Annotated in this window: 14 protein-coding genes; all 14 read right to left on the reverse strand. The window is 40.9% G+C overall.

What is annotated here, in order from left to right:
* Positions 1-184: 184 nt before the first annotated feature.
* Positions 185-1270 (reverse strand): GntR family transcriptional regulator, encoded by a 1086-nt coding sequence (locus IEU65_RS04590; protein ID WP_010282426.1) that lies wholly within the window; start codon positions 1268-1270, stop codon positions 185-187.
* 170 nt (positions 1271-1440) lie between these two features.
* Positions 1441-2610 carry an ROK family protein gene (locus IEU65_RS04595; RefSeq protein WP_010282430.1) on the reverse strand — a complete coding sequence of 390 codons (1170 nt, stop codon included), beginning with the start codon at positions 2608-2610 and terminating at the stop codon, positions 1441-1443.
* Between the two features lie 36 nt (positions 2611-2646).
* The gene (locus IEU65_RS04600; protein ID WP_010282435.1) at positions 2647-3660 is read right to left on the reverse strand and encodes an aldose epimerase family protein; all 1014 of its coding nucleotides are present in this window, start codon (positions 3658-3660) and stop codon (positions 2647-2649) included.
* Positions 3661-3719: 59 nt separating this feature from the next.
* Positions 3720-5093: a sugar porter family MFS transporter gene (locus IEU65_RS04605; protein WP_010282438.1), complete on the reverse strand. Its 1374-nt coding sequence runs from the start codon at positions 5091-5093 to the stop codon at positions 3720-3722.
* An 84-nt stretch (positions 5094-5177) separates the two neighbouring features.
* Complete coding sequence (locus IEU65_RS04610; RefSeq protein WP_010282442.1) at positions 5178-6866, reverse strand: glycoside hydrolase family 43 protein; 1689 nt, start codon at positions 6864-6866, stop codon at positions 5178-5180.
* A gap of 120 nt (positions 6867-6986) precedes the next feature.
* A complete protein-coding gene (locus IEU65_RS04615; RefSeq protein WP_228934866.1) occupies positions 6987-7601 on the reverse strand; it encodes a hypothetical protein in 615 nt (204 codons plus the stop codon).
* Between the two features lie 117 nt (positions 7602-7718).
* Positions 7719-8843: an accessory Sec system protein Asp3 gene (asp3, locus tag IEU65_RS04620; RefSeq protein ID WP_010282448.1), complete on the reverse strand. Its 1125-nt coding sequence runs from the start codon at positions 8841-8843 to the stop codon at positions 7719-7721.
* A 4-nt stretch (positions 8844-8847) separates the two neighbouring features.
* Positions 8848-10392, reverse strand: a complete 1545-nt coding sequence (asp2, locus tag IEU65_RS04625; protein WP_010282449.1) for an accessory Sec system protein Asp2 — start codon at positions 10390-10392, stop codon at positions 8848-8850.
* Between the two features lie 4 nt (positions 10393-10396).
* Positions 10397-11884 (reverse strand): accessory Sec system protein Asp1, encoded by a 1488-nt coding sequence (gene asp1, locus IEU65_RS04630; protein ID WP_010282452.1) that lies wholly within the window; start codon positions 11882-11884, stop codon positions 10397-10399.
* Entirely contained in the window at positions 11881-12711 is an 831-nt protein-coding gene (locus IEU65_RS04635; RefSeq protein ID WP_010282455.1) for a glycosyl transferase, read from the reverse strand. Before IEU65_RS04635 ends, asp1 begins: the two co-directional genes overlap by 4 nt.
* Positions 12701-14164, reverse strand: coding sequence for a glycosyltransferase (locus IEU65_RS04640; protein WP_147652018.1), 1464 nt, complete (start codon positions 14162-14164; stop codon positions 12701-12703). The genes IEU65_RS04635 and IEU65_RS04640 overlap by 11 nt, the downstream gene beginning before the upstream one ends.
* Before the next feature lie 33 nt (positions 14165-14197).
* Positions 14198-14845 carry a hypothetical protein gene (locus IEU65_RS04645; RefSeq protein WP_031941104.1) on the reverse strand — a complete coding sequence of 216 codons (648 nt, stop codon included), beginning with the start codon at positions 14843-14845 and terminating at the stop codon, positions 14198-14200.
* Positions 14846-14950: 105 nt separating this feature from the next.
* The gene (locus IEU65_RS04650; protein ID WP_168441511.1) at positions 14951-22618 is read right to left on the reverse strand and encodes a KxYKxGKxW signal peptide domain-containing protein; all 7668 of its coding nucleotides are present in this window, start codon (positions 22616-22618) and stop codon (positions 14951-14953) included.
* Between the two features lie 230 nt (positions 22619-22848).
* Positions 22849-24291 (reverse strand): amino acid permease, encoded by a 1443-nt coding sequence (locus IEU65_RS04655; RefSeq protein ID WP_010290826.1) that lies wholly within the window; start codon positions 24289-24291, stop codon positions 22849-22851.
* Between the last annotated feature and the right edge of the window lie 46 nt (positions 24292-24337).

Here is a 24337-nt window from a genome sequence, read left to right on the forward strand (position 1 = left end):
AAGCACTAAGAGACTTTATTTTAACTGATCAAGATTTGATTGGTAAAAATTACGATCCTAGGAAACTATTAGCACCTGGTGTCACGGCCGTGGAAACGAGTTTGGCAGAACGTCTGGCTGTTTTCGGTGCTTCATCACACTAAAAAAACGCTAACACATTAATTAATGTGTTAGCGTTTTTTCGCTATTCTTTGAGTTTTCGAACAGAATCTCGCTCCACCATGAGTGATTCGTAAACAACAGAGTCCACTTTATGATGATTTATTTTTTGCAATAATAGCGTAGCTGCATCACGTCCCATCATTTGCTGCGCATGCGTCATTGTCGTTAATCTAGGCGACATATACTTTGACAGTTGAAAATCATCAAATCCAATTATCGAGACATCTGTCGGTATTTTTAAGCCAATGTCATTAACTAAATCCATAATTCTGATGGCTAGTTGATCATTATACGCCAAAATGGCCGTGGGCCGTTCTGATGATGTTTTCAATAATAAATCATTCATTTGCTGAAGCGCACTATTAACATTATCAGATTGATACATGATAGGTTTACAGAAAGGAAGTAGTGAAGAATGATCTTGATAAGCCTCAAGATAGCCATTTAATCTGTGAACGCCTTGAAGATCATCAACTTGAAAAACACCTACAATTTTTTTATGATTTTTAGAAAAAAGGTAGTTTGTTGCCTGATAAAAAGCATGTTGATCATCACTAACTAGTGATGTTCCTTGAATATTTTTATAGGCAGCGTTAATAAAAATAACGGGAATTCCTAATTTCTCAATTTCTTTATACAGGTCAATATTGGTTGTTTCACTCGCGCTTTTTGTTGGTTCAACAATTAATCCCCCGAGATTTTGTCGCATAAAATTTTTTAATGCTGATCGTTCTCTTACAGGATCATTGTGAGTGTTCGCTAATATAAAAGAAAAATTATGCATTGATAAAACTTGGTCAATGCCGTCAATAATGGCAGGAAAAATATATGACGCAATATGCGTGGAAATAACCCCTACTACTTGTGGCACACTTTCTTTTTGCAATATTTCCGTTTTATCTGCTACAAAAGATCCACCACCTTGAATACGATAAATAAAGTTTTCGTTTTCTAAATCAGAAATAGCTCTTCGCACAGTGTAACGACTAACTGAAAATGCGGACATTAATTCGCTTTCAGTAGGTAACTTTTGGTCAACACTGTAGTCTCCACTCAATATTTTATCTAAAATATATTGTTTAATAATTTCATATTTATTAGTTTTCATAAATTTAACCACCACGATAAACCATCACAATTTTTGTTAGCACGTAAGAGACACAACTGCATTGTATCGCGACTAATTTTTTTATGGAGATATGGTAATATATTGCGCTATCAACAATTATTGCTAATCACTAACTGTTATTTAATAATGCCACCACTCCAATTTCATACTCAATGGCTGAACTTCAAATCAACATCTTCCAAGTCAAGCACGTGGCGCGTCACACTTGCTGCCCCACCAAGCAAAGTTGCTTGATAGACAGAGTGATTTGCAAATAATAATTCTGATTGACAAGTTGGATTCAGATCTTGATACACTTCAATCACACGGCCTAATAATTCCGGCATTTCAGCGATAAAACGTGAGTGAATAAAGAGCGCTTGTGGGGCATAGGTTTGTATAATATCATAAGCCATTTGCGCAATGCCACGGACCCAATCATCAATTAACGCTGTTGTTTCTGGTGCATTATGACTAGCACAAGCCACAAAATCAGCACGGACGACTTCTTTTTTGCCTAAAGCCTCGGCCAAACGTTTCAGCATGGCGTCTTCAGAATATAAATCTTCCATGCGAATAATTTCCTTATTCTGAGACCAAACAATACTGCGACCAACTTCACCAGCGCGTCCAGCCAAACCACGATATAACTGACCATCAATAATAATTCCAGCACCAATACCATAGTGAATATTGAGTGCAATTAAATTATCATATTGATCAATTTGTCGGTAATCATGATAATCCCGAATATAGACAGCCGCATAGTTAGCTTCGTTTTCTAGTAAAACTGGCACACTAATTACTTGTCCAAGTAAATCAGCCAAATCAATACCTGAATAATCAAAAAAAGGAGAGTATGTCACTTGATTTTGATCAACAACACCATGCACGCCAACCGCAATTCCCATAACACCCTCTTGCGTACCATATTTTTGCGGTTTAATGCGATGCAAATTTTTCATCATTAAATCCACGACTTGTTTTAGTGTCAAGCCATCAACGTCAAATTCATCAGTCGCAATGACTTCACCACTCAAACGTACCTGTGCCATTCGTAAATGATGGCGTCCCATGTCAAATGCTACCACAAAACCGTAATTACGATTGAAACGAATCATTTTAGCCTTGCGACCACCTGTTTCGGTTGTATCCCCTTCGCCCAAATCTTCAATGAAACCAATATCATCTAAATCACGGTAAATTGAGCTAATTGTTGATTTATGTAATTCTAGGTCAACCGCTAGTTGGGCACGCGACGTTTCTTTAGCATTAAATAACGCTTGTAAAACTAAGCGCTGATTATGATCCCGCATGGTGATTTGATCTGTTTTCTTCATAGCATCGCTGGCATTAAAACAACCAGCACCTCTCCCTTATTTGTGATAATGATAAACAATTTCTGCCACACGGGTTTCATCTTTTTTCAAACGCACGTCACCAAAGGCTGGAATATTTTCAGAGTTTGGTAATGTGTGGGGTTCCAAGGCAACTGCCACCCATTTATGTCCGTTGCCATGATTATTTATCATATCCGATGTCATCGAATTGGCGGTGAAAACAACTAACCCATTTCGATGAGATATTACATCTATTGTACGCGAACTAACCTTATCTTTCAAACTAGCAATTTTTGGTCCTTGAACGACAAAGACATCATCAAAGCCATGCTCTGCGGTTGTTTTATCCAAAGTTGCTAACGCAGCGCCCAAATCCGGCGCCATTCTCAAATCAAATGGCGAATTATGATTGGCCATCGTCTCTCCAGTTGGTACTTTCCCAGTATCAACTGCCAAATGAACTTTACTATTGAGATGCAATTCATGGTTGGAGACATCATCAGATTGGCTTAAATTAAAATAAGCATGTGACGTCGGATTAAATACACCATCAGTTTCACGTTGCGTCCCGCTCATAGTCAAGGCCACAGTATCGTCATCTGAAAGTGTGTAGCGTATTTCCGATTCCAAATTCCCCGGAAAGCCATCTTGTGCTGACGTTATAGTCGCCGTCAAGACAATACTATTTTGATCAAATTTTACGGCAAACATCGTATTGGACCAACCATTACCACCACCATGTAGCGAATTATCACCTTCATTTTGTGGTGTTTGAATCAATTGATCGCCAAGCTTGAATGTTGCATCTTTAATACGACCGGCAACGCGCCCAATCAGACGATTGATATAAAAAGGATTATCGGTGTAACCTGACATCTCCGGTGCTGACAATAACATATTAACTCGTGTTCCTTCGTCAATGACCGAATATTCATGCCAAATACCGGCATAGTCGAGCACTGTAATCCGCGTGCCATTCTTATTTTCTAACGAATAAGCAGACACTTTTTGTCCTTCAAAGTTACCAAATGTTTGAATGGTTGTTTTCATTTTTAAAGTCTCTTTCATTTTTGATTTAAAAAAATCAGTCTAACGACTGATTATTGTTACTAATTTGCAACAGGTGCATCATTTAAATGATTCTTACGATGACGTAAGCTCGCTTCAATTTGTTCTAGTGAGCGACCACGCGTTTCTATGGTAAACTTGTGCACGAACCAAATGGAAATGAAGCACATCACCGCATAGAGATAGAATAAATTACCTGTACCAAAAGCACTTAGCAATGGTGGGAAGGTCAGTGAAACAATCGTGTTCGCTGTCCAGTTGACCACAGCACCAAATGAATTACCTAAACCACGGATATTGAGTGGGAAGCTCTCACCAATCATAACCCACATGACAGGACCCCATGTTGCAGAGAAGAAAGCAATGTAGATTGTCAATGCAATCGCAGCAAGATACGAACCAAACTTGCCTGTACCTGAGAGTTGCATACCAACTGACATCAAAATCAGCGAAATACCCATCCCCCATGCACCGTAAATCAACATTTTCTTACGATCAATTTTGTCCATAATCATGACCGCAACCCAAGTCACAATCACGTTAAAGATACCAATGCCAATGTGTGCCATCAAGGCTGCCGAGACACCAAATCCAATATCAGTGAAAATCGTCGGTGCATAGTAAAGTACCGTGTTACATCCCATGGTTTGTTGGAAAATCGCCAATCCCATCGCCATAATAAGCACTGGCCGGCTAAGTGGACCAAACAAGTCAGAAAGACCACCAGTTTTGGCAGCTGCTTGTAATTCAATGTCACCTAATTCGGCTTCAACCATTTTTTCATCTTTGCTAAACATTGCCAACACTTCACGTGCTGCTTCATTGTCGCCTCGGCGTACCAAATATCGTGGTGACTCTGGCAAAACAAGACCACCAAAGAATAAAGCTAACGCTGGTAAAGCTGCCAAAGCCAACATAATACGCCAGCCAAACGTCAAGTCTTGCAACAGATAGTTAGAAATATACGCAACTAAGATACCAGTCATAATCATCATCTGAAATAATGACGCAACCCCACCACGTTTGTCGGCGGGTGCCATTTCAGATAAGTAAGTTGGAATGAGTGACGATGCGCCACCCACGGCTAAACCTAGCACTATTCGTGATGCTACTAAGTGAGCAAAATCAGGTGCTAAACCTGACCAAACCGCACCAACTAAGAAAATGATTGATGACAGCAATAATAACTTTTTACGACCGAATCGATCTGACATCGGTCCAATCACAGCGGCACCAAGAATGGCACCCACAAGGACTGCGGAAACAACCCAGCCTTCTTGCCATTTGGTCAAAGTCAACTGTTTAGAAATAAACAATATGGCACCGGAAATCACACCCGTATCATAACCAAACAATAACCCACCTAAAGCACCAAAGAAGTAAATAAAGCCCGCCGATAATTTATGCACTTTCATTTGTAAGACACTTTCTGTTTAAAAACGTATAATCAATTGAAGTAACAATTACTTGAGATACTATTGCTTATTTATATGTTATTTTTAATAAAATCGACTCTCTGATTTCTGCCATGAATAACTACCGTCAGCTTCTTGGTAATCACCCAATTCCTTATAATCAAAGAAATCAAATTCTGCTGTTGAGTCATAGCCTGAATAATCGACTGCAGCTAATCCAACATAAGCCCCCGTGAAGAAACCACCATATTCGCGTACGACATAGTCATCTGACAATACCGCAGCATCTAATGTAATGCCTGTTGCAATCCAGTTTTGACCATCGAATGAATAGTAATAAGTATATGATTCCTTACGATTTTCGGACTTAAACCAAACGTATTCCGTACCTTCAGGAATCACCGGCGCATCGTCTTTAAAGTATGATGTGTATGATCCGTTACGCAAGCCACCTTTATTTTCACCAACTTCAATGACATTTTTACCGTCATCATTTTTTGTAATGAAAATAAACGACCAATGTGAGTGGTTGTAGTAATTAGTCAAACCAGCCATTGCTTGATATGAATATGGATCAAACTTTACTTTGGTTTCGGCATCAAAGTAGAAAGCTTGCCAACGGCGTGCAATCAAAGATAAGTCAAACGTGTTAGCCAATGAACCTTGACCGCGTAACACTAATTTGCCCGCGCCAGTGTGACCCATCTTTTCAGTAAATGGTACACGTAGTGTGTTCCAGTTAATGTCAAGCTTGTCATCAGTAAAGTCATCATGTTGTGAATGATCAGCTGGTGCATCAGTCAAAATAGCGTCCTTAGGGGCTTCGACAAACGTTGAACCACCATGACCACCAACAACTCGTGGCCAACCTGCTTCATCCCATTCAACTTTTTGAATTGATGACTCGCGACCTAATGTTGACCAACCGCGTGGATCCGTAGCACTCTCCGTTGGATGATTCCAAGGACGAGCTGACAAGGAAGCATAATACCACTCGCCCCCCGGTGTATCAACAAGAGCGCCGTGCCCTTGCTTTTGCAAGTAAGCATTTGGCGTGTCAAAGTTAGTTAAGAATGGTCCTTCTGGTTCGCGTTCAAATGACAACGCATCCAAAGTCTGTGAACGTGCAACGACTTCTTGATGAGTAAAGATCGTACCACCTTCCGCCGCAAACAAGTAATATTGACCCTTAATTTTATACAAATGTGGGCCTTCAACTAACTTAACTTCAGTCCCTTCCCAAATTGTACGGGCTGTTTCTGGCTTTAACTTCATTGTTGTTGTATCGAATTCAGTCAAAGTAATACCATCAAATGGGTGATGATACTCGCGATGATCCCATGTCTGTTGCACAAGATACTTGCGACCATCATCGTCATGGAACAATGAGGCATCAAATCCAACACCATTCACCAAAATTGGATCTGACCATGGCCCTTCAATGGATTCCGCAGTTGTCAAGTAATTTTTCATGTCTTTAAACGAGCCATCGGTAATTTTAACATCCGTGAAAATTAACCAGAACTTACCGTCGGCATAAGACAAGTCTGGTGCCCAAATACCACCTGATGATGGGTTGCCTTTCATATCCAATAGTGTCGTTGTATCAAGGACATTTTTAACTAAATTCCAATGCACCAAATCTTGTGAGGCGTGAATTCGCACACCTGGGAACCATTCAAATGTTGATGTCGCAATATAGTAAGTATCTGCCACACGAATAATAGATGGATCTGAGTTAAATCCCGGTAATACTGGGTTTTGAATCTGCATAGTATGCTTTCCTTTCTTACTACCAAACCGGCTTCCGTATATCTGAAAGCGGTATCATTTCTTTTACAAAATATATCTTACCACGGTTAGTTTGTTCGTGCAACCAACTATGATATATTTTTAATCCAAAACGGCACATTCTTGACGTTTTGGTACACGTCTTCTCAGCACTAACATATAAATAATGCACCCACTCATAATAAATACCCATATCAATGGCACAAACACTGTTTCAAAACTAATGGCATGAACTGCTAAAAGACTCAATAACATCGAGACATCATTCCAGACATAACAAGATAAACTCTCTGAATATGGCGCCCGTTTAATTTTCTGAATCGTTGGAATAATTGCCAAGGCTTCAACAATCGCCAAAATAAACAATAACTCACCCTGCGTCAGCCCGTGAACCAAGGTCAACAAAAGTGGCACTACAACCGCGCCTAACATGGCCAAAATAAATCGTCGATTGGTTGGTTGTTCTTTGGCGTATTTAAGACCCATAACACCAAAATATGAAAAAAAGACGACGCTCAAAACCATTGATGTTGCACCAAAACCGCCACGATTAGCCAAAATAATCACAGCCTCAATTAACGAAATTAATGCCCAAATCATATAGGTCGCAAAATTAGGTTGGAATTGCCCACGCTTCAACGCACGAAGCGCTGGCACATTACGATAAAATACCGCTAACATTGCTAATCCACCTAACCACGTTTGTATATGTAACACCAGTCTATCCTCACTTTCTTATCACACCACTGACTATCATGATCAACCTTTACTTTGCTATTTATCATAACAAATATTTATTATCGTGCGTTAAAGTTCATATTTTGTTCACAAAAATTACTTTTTTATATGAAATAAGCGTGATAACCAGCCATGTTTGTTGGTTGTCACCATGTTATCATCTTCAATAAAAGGTACTTCTGCTAATTCAGGTGTTTCGTAATACAATTTTTTTAATCGTGCAGTATTCGGGTTTCGTAATCCCGGCATCTGCGTGAGTAGCGGTTTCTGCTCACTTTCGTCTAACCTAATGAAAGCATCATCTAATGAGATAGTTGGGTATGTTTTGCCGTCATTCAAAACAGATTGCGTCGTACGATTACGCTGATTACCCGCTAAATAAGTGGTAGGTTGTACAATGGCATCAGATGAAATAACCGCTTTCCCAGTCATTTGTTTTTGATAATATCCGGCAGCGTAACTTGAAATAGGACCATAACCTATAAATTCGATGATTGACGCATGGCTTTTAACTTTTGCATCCTGAATGATTTGTTTAAGTGCTGTTTCGTAAGTACTGCTTGTTGTTTCATTAACATAAAAGCCGGCCAATAAGCGACCATCAGCGATATATAACACATTTTGCTGAGTTGGCACAATCCACTGATGTGCGTAATCCGTCATATTGTCACTTGGTTCTGAAAAAATGACGCGCAATGTTTGACTTGTCACTAGAGAAGCTTCTTGTAAGTACCAATACAGGTCTTCACCACTATCAAAACGCTCATGATGGTCGCCCGCCAACAATGTACCATTGGTCAACGCAAGACGAATGGTAAACTCATGGAAAATAATATGTTCTGCTCCAGCAGTAATCAATTCAATTTCGTAAGCATCATAATTTTTAGGCACTTCAAACGTCATGATATCTTTGTTTTCATGATAGGCTACAATTTGGCGATGATAGACATCAAAAAATGTAATCGTTAAGTAGCCAAACATGTGATTGGCGTTTGTAATGTCGCGTTCTAATTCATACGTTTCGCCCTGAACTAAATAGGGAAGATCTGCAAGCTTGTTACTTACAATGTAATCACGTTTTGAAGCCCACCTTGCAACCACTTGGCCGCTTGGCAGCCATTGATTTTCGTAAAAAACTTGGTTCATCCGGTCAAATCGGATATTTGCCCCTTGTAATTCTAACAACTCTGTCTGTGGTGTCCAATAAATATGATATTGCATAACGTCATTTACCCCCATCGCCTTGAAGCGACCATCTCTTATCGCGTAACGTGTAAAGTCGATTTTTGATGAAAGTAATCATTTCAGAAATCTTTTCAATATGATAACCATGCTCTTCAAAATGGGTCAGGTGCACATGTTGCTCGCGGAAAAAGTCTAATAATTCAGGCAAACTTTCACCATCATATTCATCCAAATCCATTGTAAATAGTGATACATCAATATTTTTCCAATCAATTTGTTTGATATGTTGCCACAATTTTTCGTCAAGAACTACTGTGTCTTCCTTTGACATACGTCCTGTCAAATGTCGACGCATATCAAGCGTCCAATCAGTATTACGATGATGTGGAAAGTCCATTTTAGCTGAAAAAGAACCCAAATTAATAATCGGCTTAGAAATCACAATTGCAGCTGGCTGAATGTCAGCAGCATAATACATCGCTGGATAGCTGCCCATCGAATACCCGTGAAAGATAACGTCATCCCCAGTGATCCCAAGTTCCGCCATCGCTTGGCGAATACGATCTATCACCGTTTGTTCAAAAATTTTAGTGCCCACTTCAAAAACGCCACCTTGTGTGCGCGAATCCGTAAACAGCAGGTATGGCGTCTCCAGCTCATCAAACACACCCATCAATTCAAATCCATCTGAAAAGAGCCGTGATCCAGCAAAAGATACAATTAAAGGCTTATTTCGCATACCGGGATTAAAATAACTTAAGACCTCTTCTCCTTCAGAAGTGAGGTGCCATTCACCACCCGGTAGCAAGTGTCCTAATCCATGACGTGTCCTGCGTTGGTGTAGCGCGTGTAACGATACTTGACCACGCCCTTTTGCCATGACAATCACTTGATAGTTAGCATAATCAGACAAACCACCAATCGGTGTCAAAGCGTGCAATGGTTCGCCACTGACAATTTGAACTTGTTGTATCTTATCATCCCGAAAAAATACAAATTTCAAGGCAACTTCAATATTTCCTTGCGTCTCATGTTCCAACCAAACTAAATTTTCACGGTTAGGAGATAAATCACCGGCTAAAACTTTTAAATACCCTAGCGCTTGCCACTGTGACCCAAAATCACCACTAAATTGCGTCAAAAAACGACCACCACGTGATAAATGACCGGTTACTTTTTCTGACGGTACGAATTGTTGTTCACTAAAACGCGTGGCAAACCCAATCTGTCCGAAATACAAGTCCGTCTCAATTCTTTGAACCACCCGATCCGGTGTAAAATCATCAAAATAAAATGCCCGACGCGCCTGTAAAATTGCTAACCATTCCGGTAAAATATTTTTCGTTAAGTAAATCACGTGAAAAGCTGGGCACTGGTTGACATAATCGAAAACAGCTTGATTATCTTGAATTTGATTAGTCAACAAAACGTAATTATATTGATTGGCTGGTTCATCTTCTTCCGGTGACTCTACTAACGTATGAATCTCAGAAACAGGCATATAATGCCAATCAAAAAAATCTGTTTGGGTAATTTGTCGCCAATCAGTATCTCCAATTTGTAGAATTGCAATTTTTCGTTTCATTTAGCTATTCCCCCAGTGGCTTTACTTGATCAAACACCCGCTGCCATTTGGACCAAAGCACTGTATCGTAGTAATTCTCAGAATGCTTGAATGCTTCATTTTTAGCAAATGCCCAATCATTGATATTATGTTGATAAAACTGAATCTTAGCGCTCAGTTCATTGACATCATCAATAATGAAACCATTTTGATTTGCCAACACGAATGGTGTTTTAACAGCATTGATTTGTGGAATCAGGGCTGATAAGGCCAAAGTTTGTAGGTAGGCGTTTGGTTGTGTGTTTAAATCAACCAACACACGGACTTTTTCAATCGCTCGTTGCTGCTTTTCCTCAGTAGGCGCGATGTTTATGATAAAGCGCTCCGCGAATGTTTTTATCGTTGCGGGCTGGTTGCCAGCCATTTTAAGTTCATCTGACAAACCATTATTGTCCAACAACTCATCATCTATGTCAGTCGATTGATCACTTGTTTCGATCAGATTGGTAACCGCTTGTGATAATGCAACCGGTGTGTCGACAATGACGCGCGCATGTTCGTTGTCCCGTAATATCGTGATGAACTGAGAAACGACAGCCAATTGTTGTGCAATCGTTTGATCAGCCACCCAATAATAATCAAGATTGGCGGTTTCTTGAGACTTTCCTTCTGACAAAATAGTCGCAAATGTGGGAATATAATGCTGATTTACCATTGTTGTGCTCACATTATCGGTAACGACTGCTTTCACGCACTGAGGTAGCGTCATCTTTGACGTTTCGCGTCTTTCCTGGGCGCTGTAAATAATATCATGTTGTATGTCGTTTTCTAGCAAAAACTGATTGATAACATCAGTTTGCGTTACAATTAATGGTGCTTCATCACTGATCTTACTGATTTTTTGTTTCAAAATAGCTTGAAATAAAACTGTCGTATTGGCGAATTTTTTGGCACCGAACCACGTCTCTTTTGTTGTCACAACCTGATCTGGTAGCGAAACATGCATAGCAACTTCACCACTAGGCGTCAAATAATCAACAGCAGTTTTCTCACCATTAACAAAATAGGTTGTCCGAGACACAAAACCGCGATCATCAATATCTAAACAAGTTTTTTGATGATCATTTTCATAAAAAATAATGGCTACGATTTGCCCTAAATTATCGCCATCTAATTGAATTTTGGCAAATAACTTGTCATCTTGCATTGCCACAATCTGGTCGGGCATTTCTACAAAATAAACCGTCTCTGGCCAACTAAAATCTTGTAAAGCCACCACGCGAGTATCAGTCAAACCGACCTCTTGTATATCATCATATAGTGACCAATATGTCACATGATCTAGATTTTTAGTATGAAACATTGAACGCAGACGCGTCAAATAATCCACCAATAACAAATTCACATCACAGCCTTGCGACTGAAATAATTGTGCTTGATGAATACTGTCATTGCCTTGTGGCATGGCCTGTTCATTTTCATGCCAATCTGGCAAAATATGAATGGTTGTCATGACATTTTCTCCAATTTATTGCTGGCATACCCTGCTTTAATGAGCCGTTGATAATCATCTTTTGACACGATAACCCGTTTAATTTTATGTTGATCGTTGGTTAAAATTTGTATCAAATTCGGGTAAATCTGACCTTGATCATCAATCACGCCTGCCGGCATGGTCAGTTGTGTGTTGTCCGGTGCAAAGTCCAACTCACGACCTAACTGCGTAATATCAAATGTCACTTCTGGAAATGATGACATGACATCTAACAAATAAGTATCTGCCGAACTGAATTGTGATTGTCCATGAACGACAAAATTACGAGCACCATTGAAATAATAATCAACAGTCGACAACTCCCCCGTCGTTTGGTAAAAATCACTTTCCAGTAAATCCCCTTCACTAAAGAATTGGCGAGCAAATAACGTCCCATCTCGATGGTAAATGTCCTTATAATCAAGCTTCCCATCGGTATCTAACCATGAAACAGCCTGTACAATTCTGGTGGATTGTGGAAACCACTTCACTTGCGCCAATTCGCTACCCAAGCTCACAACACTACTCGTCCAATCTTGATTAACGACAATTTGTGCATCATTTGGCACCGACAAATCACTCCACCAGATGCCTTTAGAGACGTCAATTTCAGTCAAATATTGTTGCCGGTAAACATCAAATACTTTTTCTGGCGCAATATGGTGTGCCTTAATCAGTGATACGGCGTCTTCGTGTGGGGTAGCTAACCATAATTCATCACTATGACCATTAGCCACTTGCTCAATTTGCCATTTAATACCAGCAAAGTTTTGATAGACTAAGCTATTGATGAGTTCAACTTTCATGATTAACCCTCCTAATCAACGCTGACCACTTTTTAGCAATTTCTTGTGTTTGATATTTTTTGGCGACTGCTTCAGCGCCACGTGATAAATCAGCATAATGCGCTGTTGATTGAAAGACTGCCGCCATGGCTTGACTCAATTGCACAACATTTTTTTCAGTTGCATCTTGGTGGCGTTCAAAGGTTGCTAAATGACCATTCAGACCTTCTTTGACCAATTCCTGTGCACCAAAAAAATTAGCATAAGTCGCAATTGGTAGCGCATCACTAATAGCCTCAATATACGTCAAACCAAACCCTTCCGAATAGGAGGCTGACACAAAAGCGTCGTATTGCTTCAAATCATCAATAACATGTTGACTCAAACCCGCCAAAGTCACAAATTTCTGTAATTTGAGCTCACTAATGCTCTTTTTAATATGAGGTATATCACCGCCATCACCATAAATAGTTAGGGTAGCATTTAGTCCTTGATCCCGTAACAATTTAATTGCTGACACGATTTGAGTGATATGTTTTTCTGGATGAAGACGGGATGCTGTCACAAATCGCGCCTCTTTTCCTGACCAATGGCGCGCCGGCATAACAGTTTCGACACCACCAACCGGAATAGTGGTAATTTTATCAAGTTGTTTCTGTCCAACACGTGACAAATCAGCTTTCATCGCTTGCGTTTGCACTTCAGTGGCGTTAATGACAGCAGACATATCGTCAAGGTGATCAAACATGTATTGATAATAATTATTCCAAAGTGGATGTGCCCCTTCAAATTGCGCCAAATGGGCAGCATGAACAACATCAAGTAATTTGACACCGGCACCCTGGCGTTTCAGATGAATCAGAGCTTCTTCATGTTCTTGCCCTCGATCAATGATGTAAAGACTATTAGGGTAAGTCTGATTTAACTGTTCATAAAAAAACATCACTAAAGCTTCATAAGTTTGGAAAAAATAATCTCGCCCTTTAAAGTTAAATAATCGTATGCTAACAGCTTGCTTTTTTCTGGAACCAGAATCACGATAATGCCACATTATTTTGTGATTGCCATTGGTTAAAATCACACGGTCGTCATCTACCAAATAAAGTTTACGCTCATCAGAATACCGCTTCACGCGTTGAATCGTTTCAAAATACCCACCTGTTGTTTGACGATCAAATCGCCGTTGCGTATGCGTTTGATCCCATAATACTTCTTCATGATACTCGCTCACCTCACGCAATCCATTGCGCAAATAATCATCCGGATCATCACTTAAAAAATAATCATAAAGCCCAATTACTTCAGATTCTTGCAAATGCCATTCCGCTGCATGTTCATGCAGTTTTGGTAGTAAGTCTGAATAAATCATCTTGAAGGGTTGGTGTGCTTGCCGAAAAATATCCGCACGATAAAATTGCGCGTGCTCCACACCACTGTTGCCATGTCCAATTGCTTTGTTCACAAAAAAGATCACGATAAATTCCTTTCTACTGCTCACTTAAATTAATTATTGTTCTGCGATATTAATCAGTTCTTTACCGTCTTTGGCAGCATACAAAATATTTTGACTATTGTTCACACCCATCAGTTCTAATGTATATCCTGGTTTGAAAGCAGTACCAATTGTTTTAGAAGTTGTTTTTAATGAATTGGTGAAAGACTGCCAGCCGGTTGTGGCCGCTTGACTAGGGTGAGCCTCAACGACACTCACACTCTCAGCCAATTGTGTTTTGGCATATAAACGCAGTTGAAATGCTTTCGTTTTTTCATCAAATGACACATCACCAATCTGTTGATAAGCTGTGTCTAGGCTCCGGGCATATTTTGTTTCTTGTAAGGAAAGTGCCTGTTGCTGATCTTCTGCTGATGTTGTTGGAATTTCAATCGTACGCGATCCGCTGACATTTTCAAAGCTCTTTTGCATGGCCGCTCTTTGACTAGCAGTCAGCTGCGCCACTTTTCTAGTAGTGTCTTGTCGTGATTTAATTTGTTTAATTGTTGCTGGTAACTTACTTGCACTCCAGACAGTACCACCAATCAGCAAGAGGGTTAAAAATAATGGCACAAAAAGTGTGCCATACTTGCGATAATTTTGAATTGTAAAAGTCACCATCATTAACGTCAATATTATGAACATAATAAGTAAGAATATCATTATAATCCCTCTTTTAACCAGTTTAGCATAAAAAAGTCTCCATAAATGTGGTTTATATCACAATTATAGAGACTTTTTATCTAATGATGCAATATCCTTAATAAATTACTTTGTTTCTGCATCACCTTCTTTTTTACGACGTTTTGCTGCCAATAAGAAGCCCGAAATTAAGATCAGCGGCGTTAAAATCTCTAAGATTAACCTAATGTTGAATTTGTCACCCGTTTCATATTGTCCAATCAAAATACGACGTGCCGTAATAATTTTCGGATTTTCTGGTAACAGACCTTTCAGAACTGTTGCCTGACTGGGTACACTCAAGCTATTCGTGCTAGTTACTTTTTCGGCACTAATTGTTGGCGCCGTAGTAGTCAACTTTGCTGTCATATTCGAACCAGTTGTCGATTCAAGTGTTTGGACACGATCGGTTGCTTGATTTTTCATGACAATATTGCCAGTTGTGTCATCTACTTGTGATTTTGACTGACGTTCACTTGATACCTCTGACTGATGTAGACTAGTCAACGTTGAATCAAACTCACTCGTAAATTCGCTTACTGATTGCGATTTTGACTCACTCGTTGATGTCTCATCAGACGGCATCACGCGAACGCTTGTTGAGTCACTTTGGTTGACAATTGCCGTACTTTCGCTTAATGACGTGGCATCTGATAACTTAACACTAGTGGCATTATGCTCACTCACTATTATTGCGCTTGTTGATTCTGCTGTACTCAAACTGTCACTTGCTGAAATACGTTCGCTGAGACTTGTTGATATTTCATCACTAGCTATCGTTGAAAGAGACTGACTTTCGTTTGCCTGTGAACTTGATGTGGACAAGCTTTCACTTGATTTCGTAGAATTTAATTCACTATATTCAGAAGTTGATACATTTTCACTAGTGATTGTCGTACTAGTTGAATTTTTGGTGCTCAAACTTGCTGAATTTGATGCTAAATCGCTAGCAACTGTTGAAGTCGATTCACTATTGGCTGTTGAATCACGCAATGAGACTGATGTGCTTGTTGAGCGACTGTCTGATACTGAATCACTTGCTAGCTTACTATCGGATTCTGAAACGCTCGTTGATGTTACAGCACTTTCTGAAGTTGATTCACTCTTTGATGTTGAGTCACTGTTTGAGATTAAGTCACTCTTTGACGTGGAATCGCTGTTTGAGATTGAGTCACTCTTTGATGTTGAGTCACTCTTGGTCGTCGAATCACTCAATGAAACTGATGTACTCATGGAGCGGCTATCGGAAACTGAATCACTTTGTGACGTGGAATCTGTCAATGAAACCGACGTGCTCATTGAGCGACTATCGGATTCTGAAACGCTCGTTGATGTTACAGCACTTTCTGAAGTTGATTCACTCTTTGATGTTGAGTCACTGTTTGAGATTGATTCGCTCTTTGACGTTGACTCACTGTTTGAGATCGATTCGCTCTTTGACGTTGACTCACTGTTTGAGATCGATTCGCTCTTTGACATTGAATCGCTGTTTGAGATTGACTCACTCTTTGATGTCGAATCGCTATTTGAAACAGACTCACTCTTTGATGTCGAATCACTATTTGAAACAGATTCACTCTTCAACGTTGAATCACTGTTTGAGATTGACTCGCTCTTTGATGTCGAATCGCTGTTCGAGATAAAGTCACTCTTTGACGTTGAATCGCTGTTCGAAATTGAGTCGCTCTTTGATGTTGACTCACTATTCGAGATAGAGTCACTCTTTGATGTCGAATCGCTGTTCGAAATTGAGTCGCTCTTTGACGTGGAATCGCTGTTTGAGATTGAGTCGCTCTTTGACGTTGACTCACTGTTCGAGATAGAGTCACTCTTTGACGTTGACTCACTATTTGAAACAGATTCACTTTTGGTCGTTGAATCAGTCAATGAAACTGATGTACTCATGGAGCGGCTATCGGAAACTGAATTACTTTGTGACGTGGAATCTGCCAACGAGACTGACGTACTCGTTGAACGACTGTCGGAAACTGAATCACTTGCTAGCTTACTATTGGATTCTGAAACGCTCGTTGATGTTACAACACTCGCTGAGGTTGACTCGCTCTTGGTCGTCGAATCAGTCAACGAAACTGATGTACTCATGGAGCGGCTATCGGAAACTGAATTACTTTGTGATGTTGAATCTGCCAATGAAACCGAAGTGCTCATGGAACGACTATCAGATACCGATTCACTCGTCGCACTTGATGTTGATTCGCTTAACTTTGCGGAAGTTGACTCACTCGCCACTGCTGATACCGATTCACTTGTTACACTTGATGTTGATTCGCTCAACTTTGCGGAAACAGACTCACTCGCCACTGCTGATACCGATTCACTCGTTGCACTTGATGTTGATTCGCTTAACTTTGCGGAAGTAGACTCACTCGCTACTGCTGATACCGATTCACTTGTTGCACTTGATACTGATTCGCTCAACTTCGTGGATGACGACTCACTCGCTACTGCTGAATTCGATTCACTCGTTGCACTTGATACTGAACCACTCAACTTTGTTGATGACGACTCACTCGCTACTGCTGATACCGATTCACTCGTTGCACTTGATACTGAACCACTCAACTTTGTTGATGACGACTCACTCGCTACTGCTGATACCGATTCACTCGTTGCACTTGATGTTGATTCGCTCAACTTCGTGGATGACGACTCACTCGCCACTGCTGATACCGATTCACTCGTCGCACTTGATGTTGATTCGCTCAACTTCGTGGATGACGATTCACTGACTACCTTTGAATTCGATTCACTCGTCGCACTTGATGTTGATTCGCTCAACTTCGTGGATGACGACTCACTCGCTACTGCTGATACCGATTCACTCGTCGCACTTGATGTTGATTCGCTTAACTTTGCGGAAGCAGACTCACTCGCTACTGCTGATACCGATTCACTTGTTGCACTTGATGTTGATTCGCTTAACTTTGTGGATGACGACTCACTCGCTGCCGCTGAATTCGATTCACTCGTCGCACTTGATGTTGATTCGCTTAATTTTGTTGAGACCGACTCACTCGCTGCCGCTGAATTCGATTCACTCGTCGCACTTGATGTTGATTCGCTCAACTTCGTGGATGACGACTCACTTGCTACTGCTGATACCGATTCACTTGTCGCACTTGATACTGAATCGCTTAACTTTGCGGAAGTTGACTCACTCGCCACTGCTGATATCGATTCACTTGTCGCACTTGATGTTGATTCGCTTAACTTTGTGGATGACGACTCACTCGCTACTGCTGATACCGATTCACTTGTTGCACTTGATACTGATTCGCTCAACTTTGTGGATGACGACTCACTCGCTACTGCTGATACCGATTCACTCGTCGCACTTGATGTTGATTCGCTTAACTTTGCGGAAGCAGACTCACTCGCTACTGCTGATACCGATTCACTTGTTGCACTTGATACTGATTCGCTCAACTTTGTGGATGACGACTCACTCGCCACTGCTGAATCTGATTCACTCGTCTCTGTCGACACTGACTCACTCAAGCTTGCCGCAGTTGACATTGACTCACTTTCGCTAATCGAAGTTGACTTCTCAATCGACATCTGCAAATGAACCGTAATCGTTGGCGTGGCATCGACAGAAGTGCCATCAGTACCAGCTGACATAACATAGGTTCCAGAACCATTATCGACGCTCACAAGTTGATAATCAGCGGTATCATATTGCTGTTCACCATTTAAAGTATCGGACCCGTCAACGTCAAACAAAGATCCCACTTGTCCACTAATAGTAGCCGTTGAAATCACACTACCAGTCTCATCATCCACATAATTGACAGTAGCACTTGTTGTTTCTGGCGTAGCTTCGATAATCAAATAATGGGTATATGAGCCGTCTGTTTCAGCAATCGCACCATTGATTGTGTAAGTTCCAGGAACCGTTGTGTTACCAAGGGTATCCCAATAAATGTGTTCACTTAGATTGTACCCAGCTGCAGAGAGTCCCATCGATGCAGCAGTTTCAGGACTATAACTATTGATAATAGCCTGCAAATTTGCACCATCAATGACATCACCAATATGTGCAGAACCTTCAGCCAAATCAGAACCGTTCCCAGCCTCATTTACAATATAATATTTATTCCCAGCGGCGTCTGTAAACTCTTTTAAAACAGAACTAACTGAATCTGTGTAGTCGCTTGCTTTGACAACCGTAATCAATTTCAAAGCAACTTGTTGTGCTGCACCATATACTTCATTAATGGTCTGTGTTGAAACCACAGTTTGATTCTCATCAAAAGTTAGTGTGATTGCGTTAGTACCGTCAATTGCATTACCTTGCGCATCTTTACCCGGTGTATGCAAATAGTATGTCTGCCCATTTGACGTGATCGTTGCTGGTACATCAATCGAGTTAACCGTATAAGTCGTACCATCATCAGAAGCCACGCCATCTGCACCTTGCCAAACAACAGCGCCACTTTGCGTCGTAACACCAGTTACGCCGTCGGTAGCTAGAGCGGCTGTTCCAGTTACAGTGGTTGTTGTAGCCGGCTGTAGTATATTGCCACTCGCATCTTCGTACGTCAATTGAATATTAAACGTATTTACCTTGCTTGACGTGGTAATTTTGTGCGGTACATCAATCGTCACTGGCTGATCAACTGTGCTATCATTGTCGAAGTTAACCGTTAAGACACCATTCGCATCAATCGTGCCACCAGTTACTACTGCTTGCGAAAAATCATATCCAGCAGGCATTACTTTTGATAAATCAAAGGTTGCTGTGGTGCCAGATCCACCATAGACAGTGCTATCTGATGTCAAAGTGACAGCTTGCCCAGTAGTTGCATCGTTGACAGTGATAGTGGCTGTTTGAGCGACTAAATTAGCGTACGCTTGATTCAAATCTTGTTGTGACGCATTATCATTCGTCAAAACTTGTTGTGCATCAGTCAATTGCGCCGCCATCACACTTGCAAGATTGCTATTAGCAGTCGTTGTGTTCACCAACGCCTGTAACTGTGTCTTGTCAATTGCTTGATACGCAATTACAGTCGCTGACGCGCCAGTAACTGCGCCCGTATAGGTCGCCGAATAAGTTGTCGTCGCAAATTGTCCAGTCGCGACATCTGACACATCTGGCGTCCCAGTATCAAAACCAGCTGTAACTGTAATGGTTGGTGCAATTTTTGTTGATTGCAAAGACTGAAGCATACTATTCAAACCATTGACTAAGTTAATGCTTGCTTGGTTAACACTTTTCATCATGTTATCCACTGCTGTTGCGATACCTTGAGAGGCTGTATTAGCAACACCTGTTACAACATCTGTTAAAGTACCACCTATAACACCACCGCCTAATAGACCCCCAAGAGCACTTACAACCTGATTTCTAAATGTTGAAGAAGAAATATCTGATGTTCCCAAATAAGCAACCTCAGAATTATAACGAATGGTTGCTTGATCCAACACCTTTTGTTCCTCAGTAATCAATGTCTCTAAGACTGACTTAGCATACATTGAATTACTATCAGTACCACTTATAGCGTTCATAGCATTCGTTAACGTTTTAATATAACCTGCAGCTAATGTTTTCACTTGTGAATCAACTGTAACAGCGACACCCTGTGAAATTAATTTCAAAGCTGTCGTATTTAAGTCACCTTTTAACGCACCATTGAAAGCGTTGTAGACAACAGCATACCATCCAATAACAAAATTAGGTACAGTCGTACTAGCATAAGTGTTAATGTCAGATTGAATATTAGACATATTAGCGGTTAGTTGTGCCATCAGTGCATCGATGTTGCTATGAACCAATTCATTCGGATCTAATGAAATATTTGTTGAATACGTGCCATCACCATTGTCAACAACCGGGTTGACATATGTCGCGGAAGTAATATTTTCTGGTTTTAAAATATTCATAAGTGATGACAAAGTCGCTTGAATCGCTGTTAAGTCAGCATTATTCTGTCCAAAGGTCAAAGCAGGAATCATACCACCAGCATTGCCATTTTTCATACTGCTTATCATCTGTTGCGCTTCCGCACCATTAATATCGTTAGCCAATGATGAAGCATATGACTGTACCGTTATCCACATTGATTTATCAGCTGTGTTAGAAGCAGCGGCTGCATTATTACCTGCTGTAGTGGCATAACTCGTCAACCAACTCTGCGGATTACTGTTGAAGTTCAAAAAGGAACCCGCAGAGGTACTAAATTTCAAATTACTATCGGTGTTAATGTTTGACATGCCATTTGTTAAAGCTGTGACATAAGAACTAACAGCGTCAGTTGCTGAAGCAGTTGCTGCTGAAGTAACGGCAGTATCAGCATTGTAATTGACATTGACTAACACTGTGTCCGCGTTTAACAAGGCAGCGTATGAATCAGCAAGCGATGTTGCTTGAGATTGCGCCAAAGATACTGCTGCTGATTCTGCACTACTCGTGGCAGCAGATTGCGCGTAAGCGTTAGAAGCTTGAGCACTCGTAGCCGCAATTGCGGCAGAATTAGGTGCAGCATTAAGGGCATTAAGTGCTGATGTGGCTGCAACTGCGGCGCTTGATGTTGCGGCTGAGGCTGCCTCCCATGATGTCTCTAGACTAGCAATTGCTTGTGTCGTCACACCAGACGCCCATTGCTTAGCAACACCAGTATTTGAACCATCCCAAGCAGTCCCAAAAACAGCCAAAAATGTTGCCTTATTAGCTGTGGCATTTACTAGAGCAAATCCAACTGCAGCTGCTGTCGTGCTGGCAGCGCTATAATAACTATCATATGCTGCTTTTAAATTACCACTGTTTGCGGATGCCAATGCGGCATTCAATGAAGATAATATCGCACTGTAACTATCTGAGCTTTTATTAAGGTTAGATATAGTAGTCGTGATAATTGCTGCCATTGAAGCGCCATTACTACTTGCAATAGCAGCCTGTGAGCTTTGTGCACTTGCATAACTAGTTTGTGCAGCAGCATTAGAATTCTGTGCTGCTAGCAGAGCAGCAGATTGAGCAGTAGCTGCAGCCGAGTACGAATTAGCCAAAGAGGCCGCCGCTGAATTAGCTTGAGCAGCAGAGCTGGCAACGGTGGCCACACTTGCAGCAGCACTGCTATTTGCAGAGGTAGCCGCGGAACTAATCGTTGCCAATGCGTCTGATGTCACAGTAGCAGTCGAACCACCAGCCGTGGTTACTGTACTGCCACTTTGTGTCGGCGATACCAATGAAGAGGTGGCATTACTTGGCGTGGTGATAGTTACCGCCACACTACCGTTATTGTATGTTGAAGCTGCACTGCTTGATGTAGCACTTGCACTTGTCGTCACATCAACAGCATTAGACGTTGCATCAGCATTTTTATCTACTGAAATGGCATTTTGGTCATTCGCGTCAGCACTAACTGTGTTATCTGTGGCAACTGAATCAAGCGTTGGGTAGGCACTGCTCCCCAAAGAACCAGTGGCGTAAGAATCACTGGCTGAATTAGCTGATACTTGTGCATTGGCTGAAGACACTGCTTCACTGGTTGTATTAGAAAGTGTGTTGTCAGCGGCACTTGCTGGACTAGCTGCTGCTGAAGCCGCCATTGCGGTACTACCAGTGGTTGTGTCTGCACTAACTTTATCAGTGTCGTCAATGAGAGCCATCCCCGTCAAAACCATCAACGTTGACAATCCAGCTGTAATCCATTGCCGACCAGATTTATACATTTTATAACGTTTTACTTCATTTGTTGGTCGAGAGTTGCGACCATCATATTTTGCGCTCATAATCAACTTCCTTTTCGTTTAGTCAATCTTCTACTTTAAATGTATCACTACTAATACTATTTATGATATTTTATGCCTATATATAACCACATATTTTACACATTATTCATATATTATACATACTTACAAAAAGAAAGCATATTTTTAGACTTAACTATGACTTTTTAATGAATTTTAAGCACAAAAAAACGTTAAATGGTACCACACCAGCTAACGTTTGCAAAAAATATTTATTTTTTAGGTTGTGACAGGTCGACGTCTTTTAACTTAATCACTTTTGTTTTGTGAGAAATTTTGTACCAAATATATAGAATGGCAAATAATGGTACCGACAAGTAGGTAACTGCAATCTTTTCCCAATTCAAATTAGTAAAGCTTTCTGGATCTTGACCAATAATGACCCCAATTGAGATAACCAGAGCAAATAGTGGCCCAAATGGGAACCACTTTGCCCGATACTTCAAATCTGACAGGCTTTTACCTTGCGCGATATACGCGCGGCGGAAGCGATAATGCGAAATTGCAATTCCAACCCAAGCAATAAAGCCAGTCAATCCAGAGGCATTAACGAGCCAAGTATAGGCAACCGAGCCACCTTTAGTATTAGAAATAAACGCTAATAGACCGATTGCCGTCGTCAATACCAGCGCTGCCACGGGCACGCCACGTTTTGACACTTTGCCGAAAATCTTAGGGGCTTCACCCTTACGCGCCATAGCAAACAACATACGTGATGACGCATAAGATCCCGAATTAGCCGATGAAACAATTGATGTCAAAATAACAGCATTCATCAAACTGGCTGCAAAAGCGATACCCGCATTTTTAAAGACAATCGTAAATGGTGATACAGCAATATTTTCAGTTGATGAACTTAACAAACGTGGGTCTTGGTAGTAAACCAAAGCCGAAATCACAAAAATGGCTAAAATATAAAATAACAAAATTCGCCAAAAGACTTGATTGATAGCCTTGGGCACTGATTTGTCAGGGTCTTGTGCTTCTCCAGCAGTAATACCAATTAGCTCAGTCCCTTGGAAAGAAAATCCTGCCACGACAAAGACTGACAAAATGGCTTGTGGTCCGCCAACGAAGCCATGGTTGCCAACTGATAAGTTTTTCATGACATTGACGTCAGAATGAATAACACCAAAGATTGTTGCCACACCAACCACCAAAAAGGCGATGATTGTAATCACTTTAATCATTGATAACCAAAATTCAGCCTCACCAAAAGCGCCAACGGAGAACAAATTAATCAAAAAGATGAACGCCAAAGCAACGGCTGAAAAAATCCAACCCGGTGTATTGGGCCACCAAAACTTAGCAACTAATCCAACAGCCACAATATCAACCGCCAGCGTGATTGCCCAATTAAACCAATAATTCCAACCCATCGCAAATCCTAATGCGGGATCAACATATTTACCTGCATAATCAGAAAATGAGCCAGAGGTTGGTGCATAAGTCGCCATTTCTCCCAAACTGGTCATCAAAAAATAAACCATCACGCCAATCGCTAAATAAGCAACAATCGCGCCCATTGGACCAGCCTGTGCCACTGTGGCACCCGAAGCGACAAACAACCCTGTACCAATTGATCCGCCTAATGCAATCATCGACACATGACGTGTTTTCAGATTTCGTTTGACTTGCCCACTATCTTCAGACATAAAAATTCTCCTATTCCCAACAAAAAACCTCTTCCTGCTCACACAG

This window comes from Leuconostoc pseudomesenteroides KCTC 3652 (assembly GCF_014634745.1).
Taxonomy (GTDB): domain Bacteria; phylum Bacillota; class Bacilli; order Lactobacillales; family Lactobacillaceae; genus Leuconostoc; species Leuconostoc pseudomesenteroides.

Excerpts from the sequence above, each read along its gene's own strand:
- asp1 (WP_010282452.1), bottom strand. The coding sequence starts at position 11,884 with ATGACAACCATTCATATTTTGCCAGATTGGCATGAAAATGAACAGGCC.
- IEU65_RS04635 (WP_010282455.1), bottom strand. The coding sequence starts at position 12,711 with ATGAAAGTTGAACTCATCAATAGCTTAGTCTATCAAAACTTTGCTGGT.
- asp3 (WP_010282448.1), bottom strand. The coding sequence starts at position 8,843 with ATGCAATATCATATTTATTGGACACCACAGACAGAGTTGTTAGAATTA.
- IEU65_RS04595 (WP_010282430.1), bottom strand. The coding sequence starts at position 2,610 with ATGAAGAAAACAGATCAAATCACCATGCGGGATCATAATCAGCGCTTA.
- IEU65_RS04650 (WP_168441511.1), bottom strand. The coding sequence starts at position 22,618 with ATGAGCGCAAAATATGATGGTCGCAACTCTCGACCAACAAATGAAGTA.
- IEU65_RS04605 (WP_010282438.1), bottom strand. The coding sequence starts at position 5,093 with ATGAAAGTGCATAAATTATCGGCGGGCTTTATTTACTTCTTTGGTGCT.
- IEU65_RS04600 (WP_010282435.1), bottom strand. The coding sequence starts at position 3,660 with ATGAAAACAACCATTCAAACATTTGGTAACTTTGAAGGACAAAAAGTG.
- IEU65_RS04645 (WP_031941104.1), bottom strand. The coding sequence starts at position 14,845 with ATGATATTCTTACTTATTATGTTCATAATATTGACGTTAATGATGGTG.
- IEU65_RS04610 (WP_010282442.1), bottom strand. The coding sequence starts at position 6,866 with ATGCAGATTCAAAACCCAGTATTACCGGGATTTAACTCAGATCCATCT.
- IEU65_RS04655 (WP_010290826.1), bottom strand. The coding sequence starts at position 24,291 with ATGTCTGAAGATAGTGGGCAAGTCAAACGAAATCTGAAAACACGTCAT.
- IEU65_RS04590 (WP_010282426.1), bottom strand. The coding sequence starts at position 1,270 with ATGAAAACTAATAAATATGAAATTATTAAACAATATATTTTAGATAAA.
- asp2 (WP_010282449.1), bottom strand. The coding sequence starts at position 10,392 with ATGAAACGAAAAATTGCAATTCTACAAATTGGAGATACTGATTGGCGA.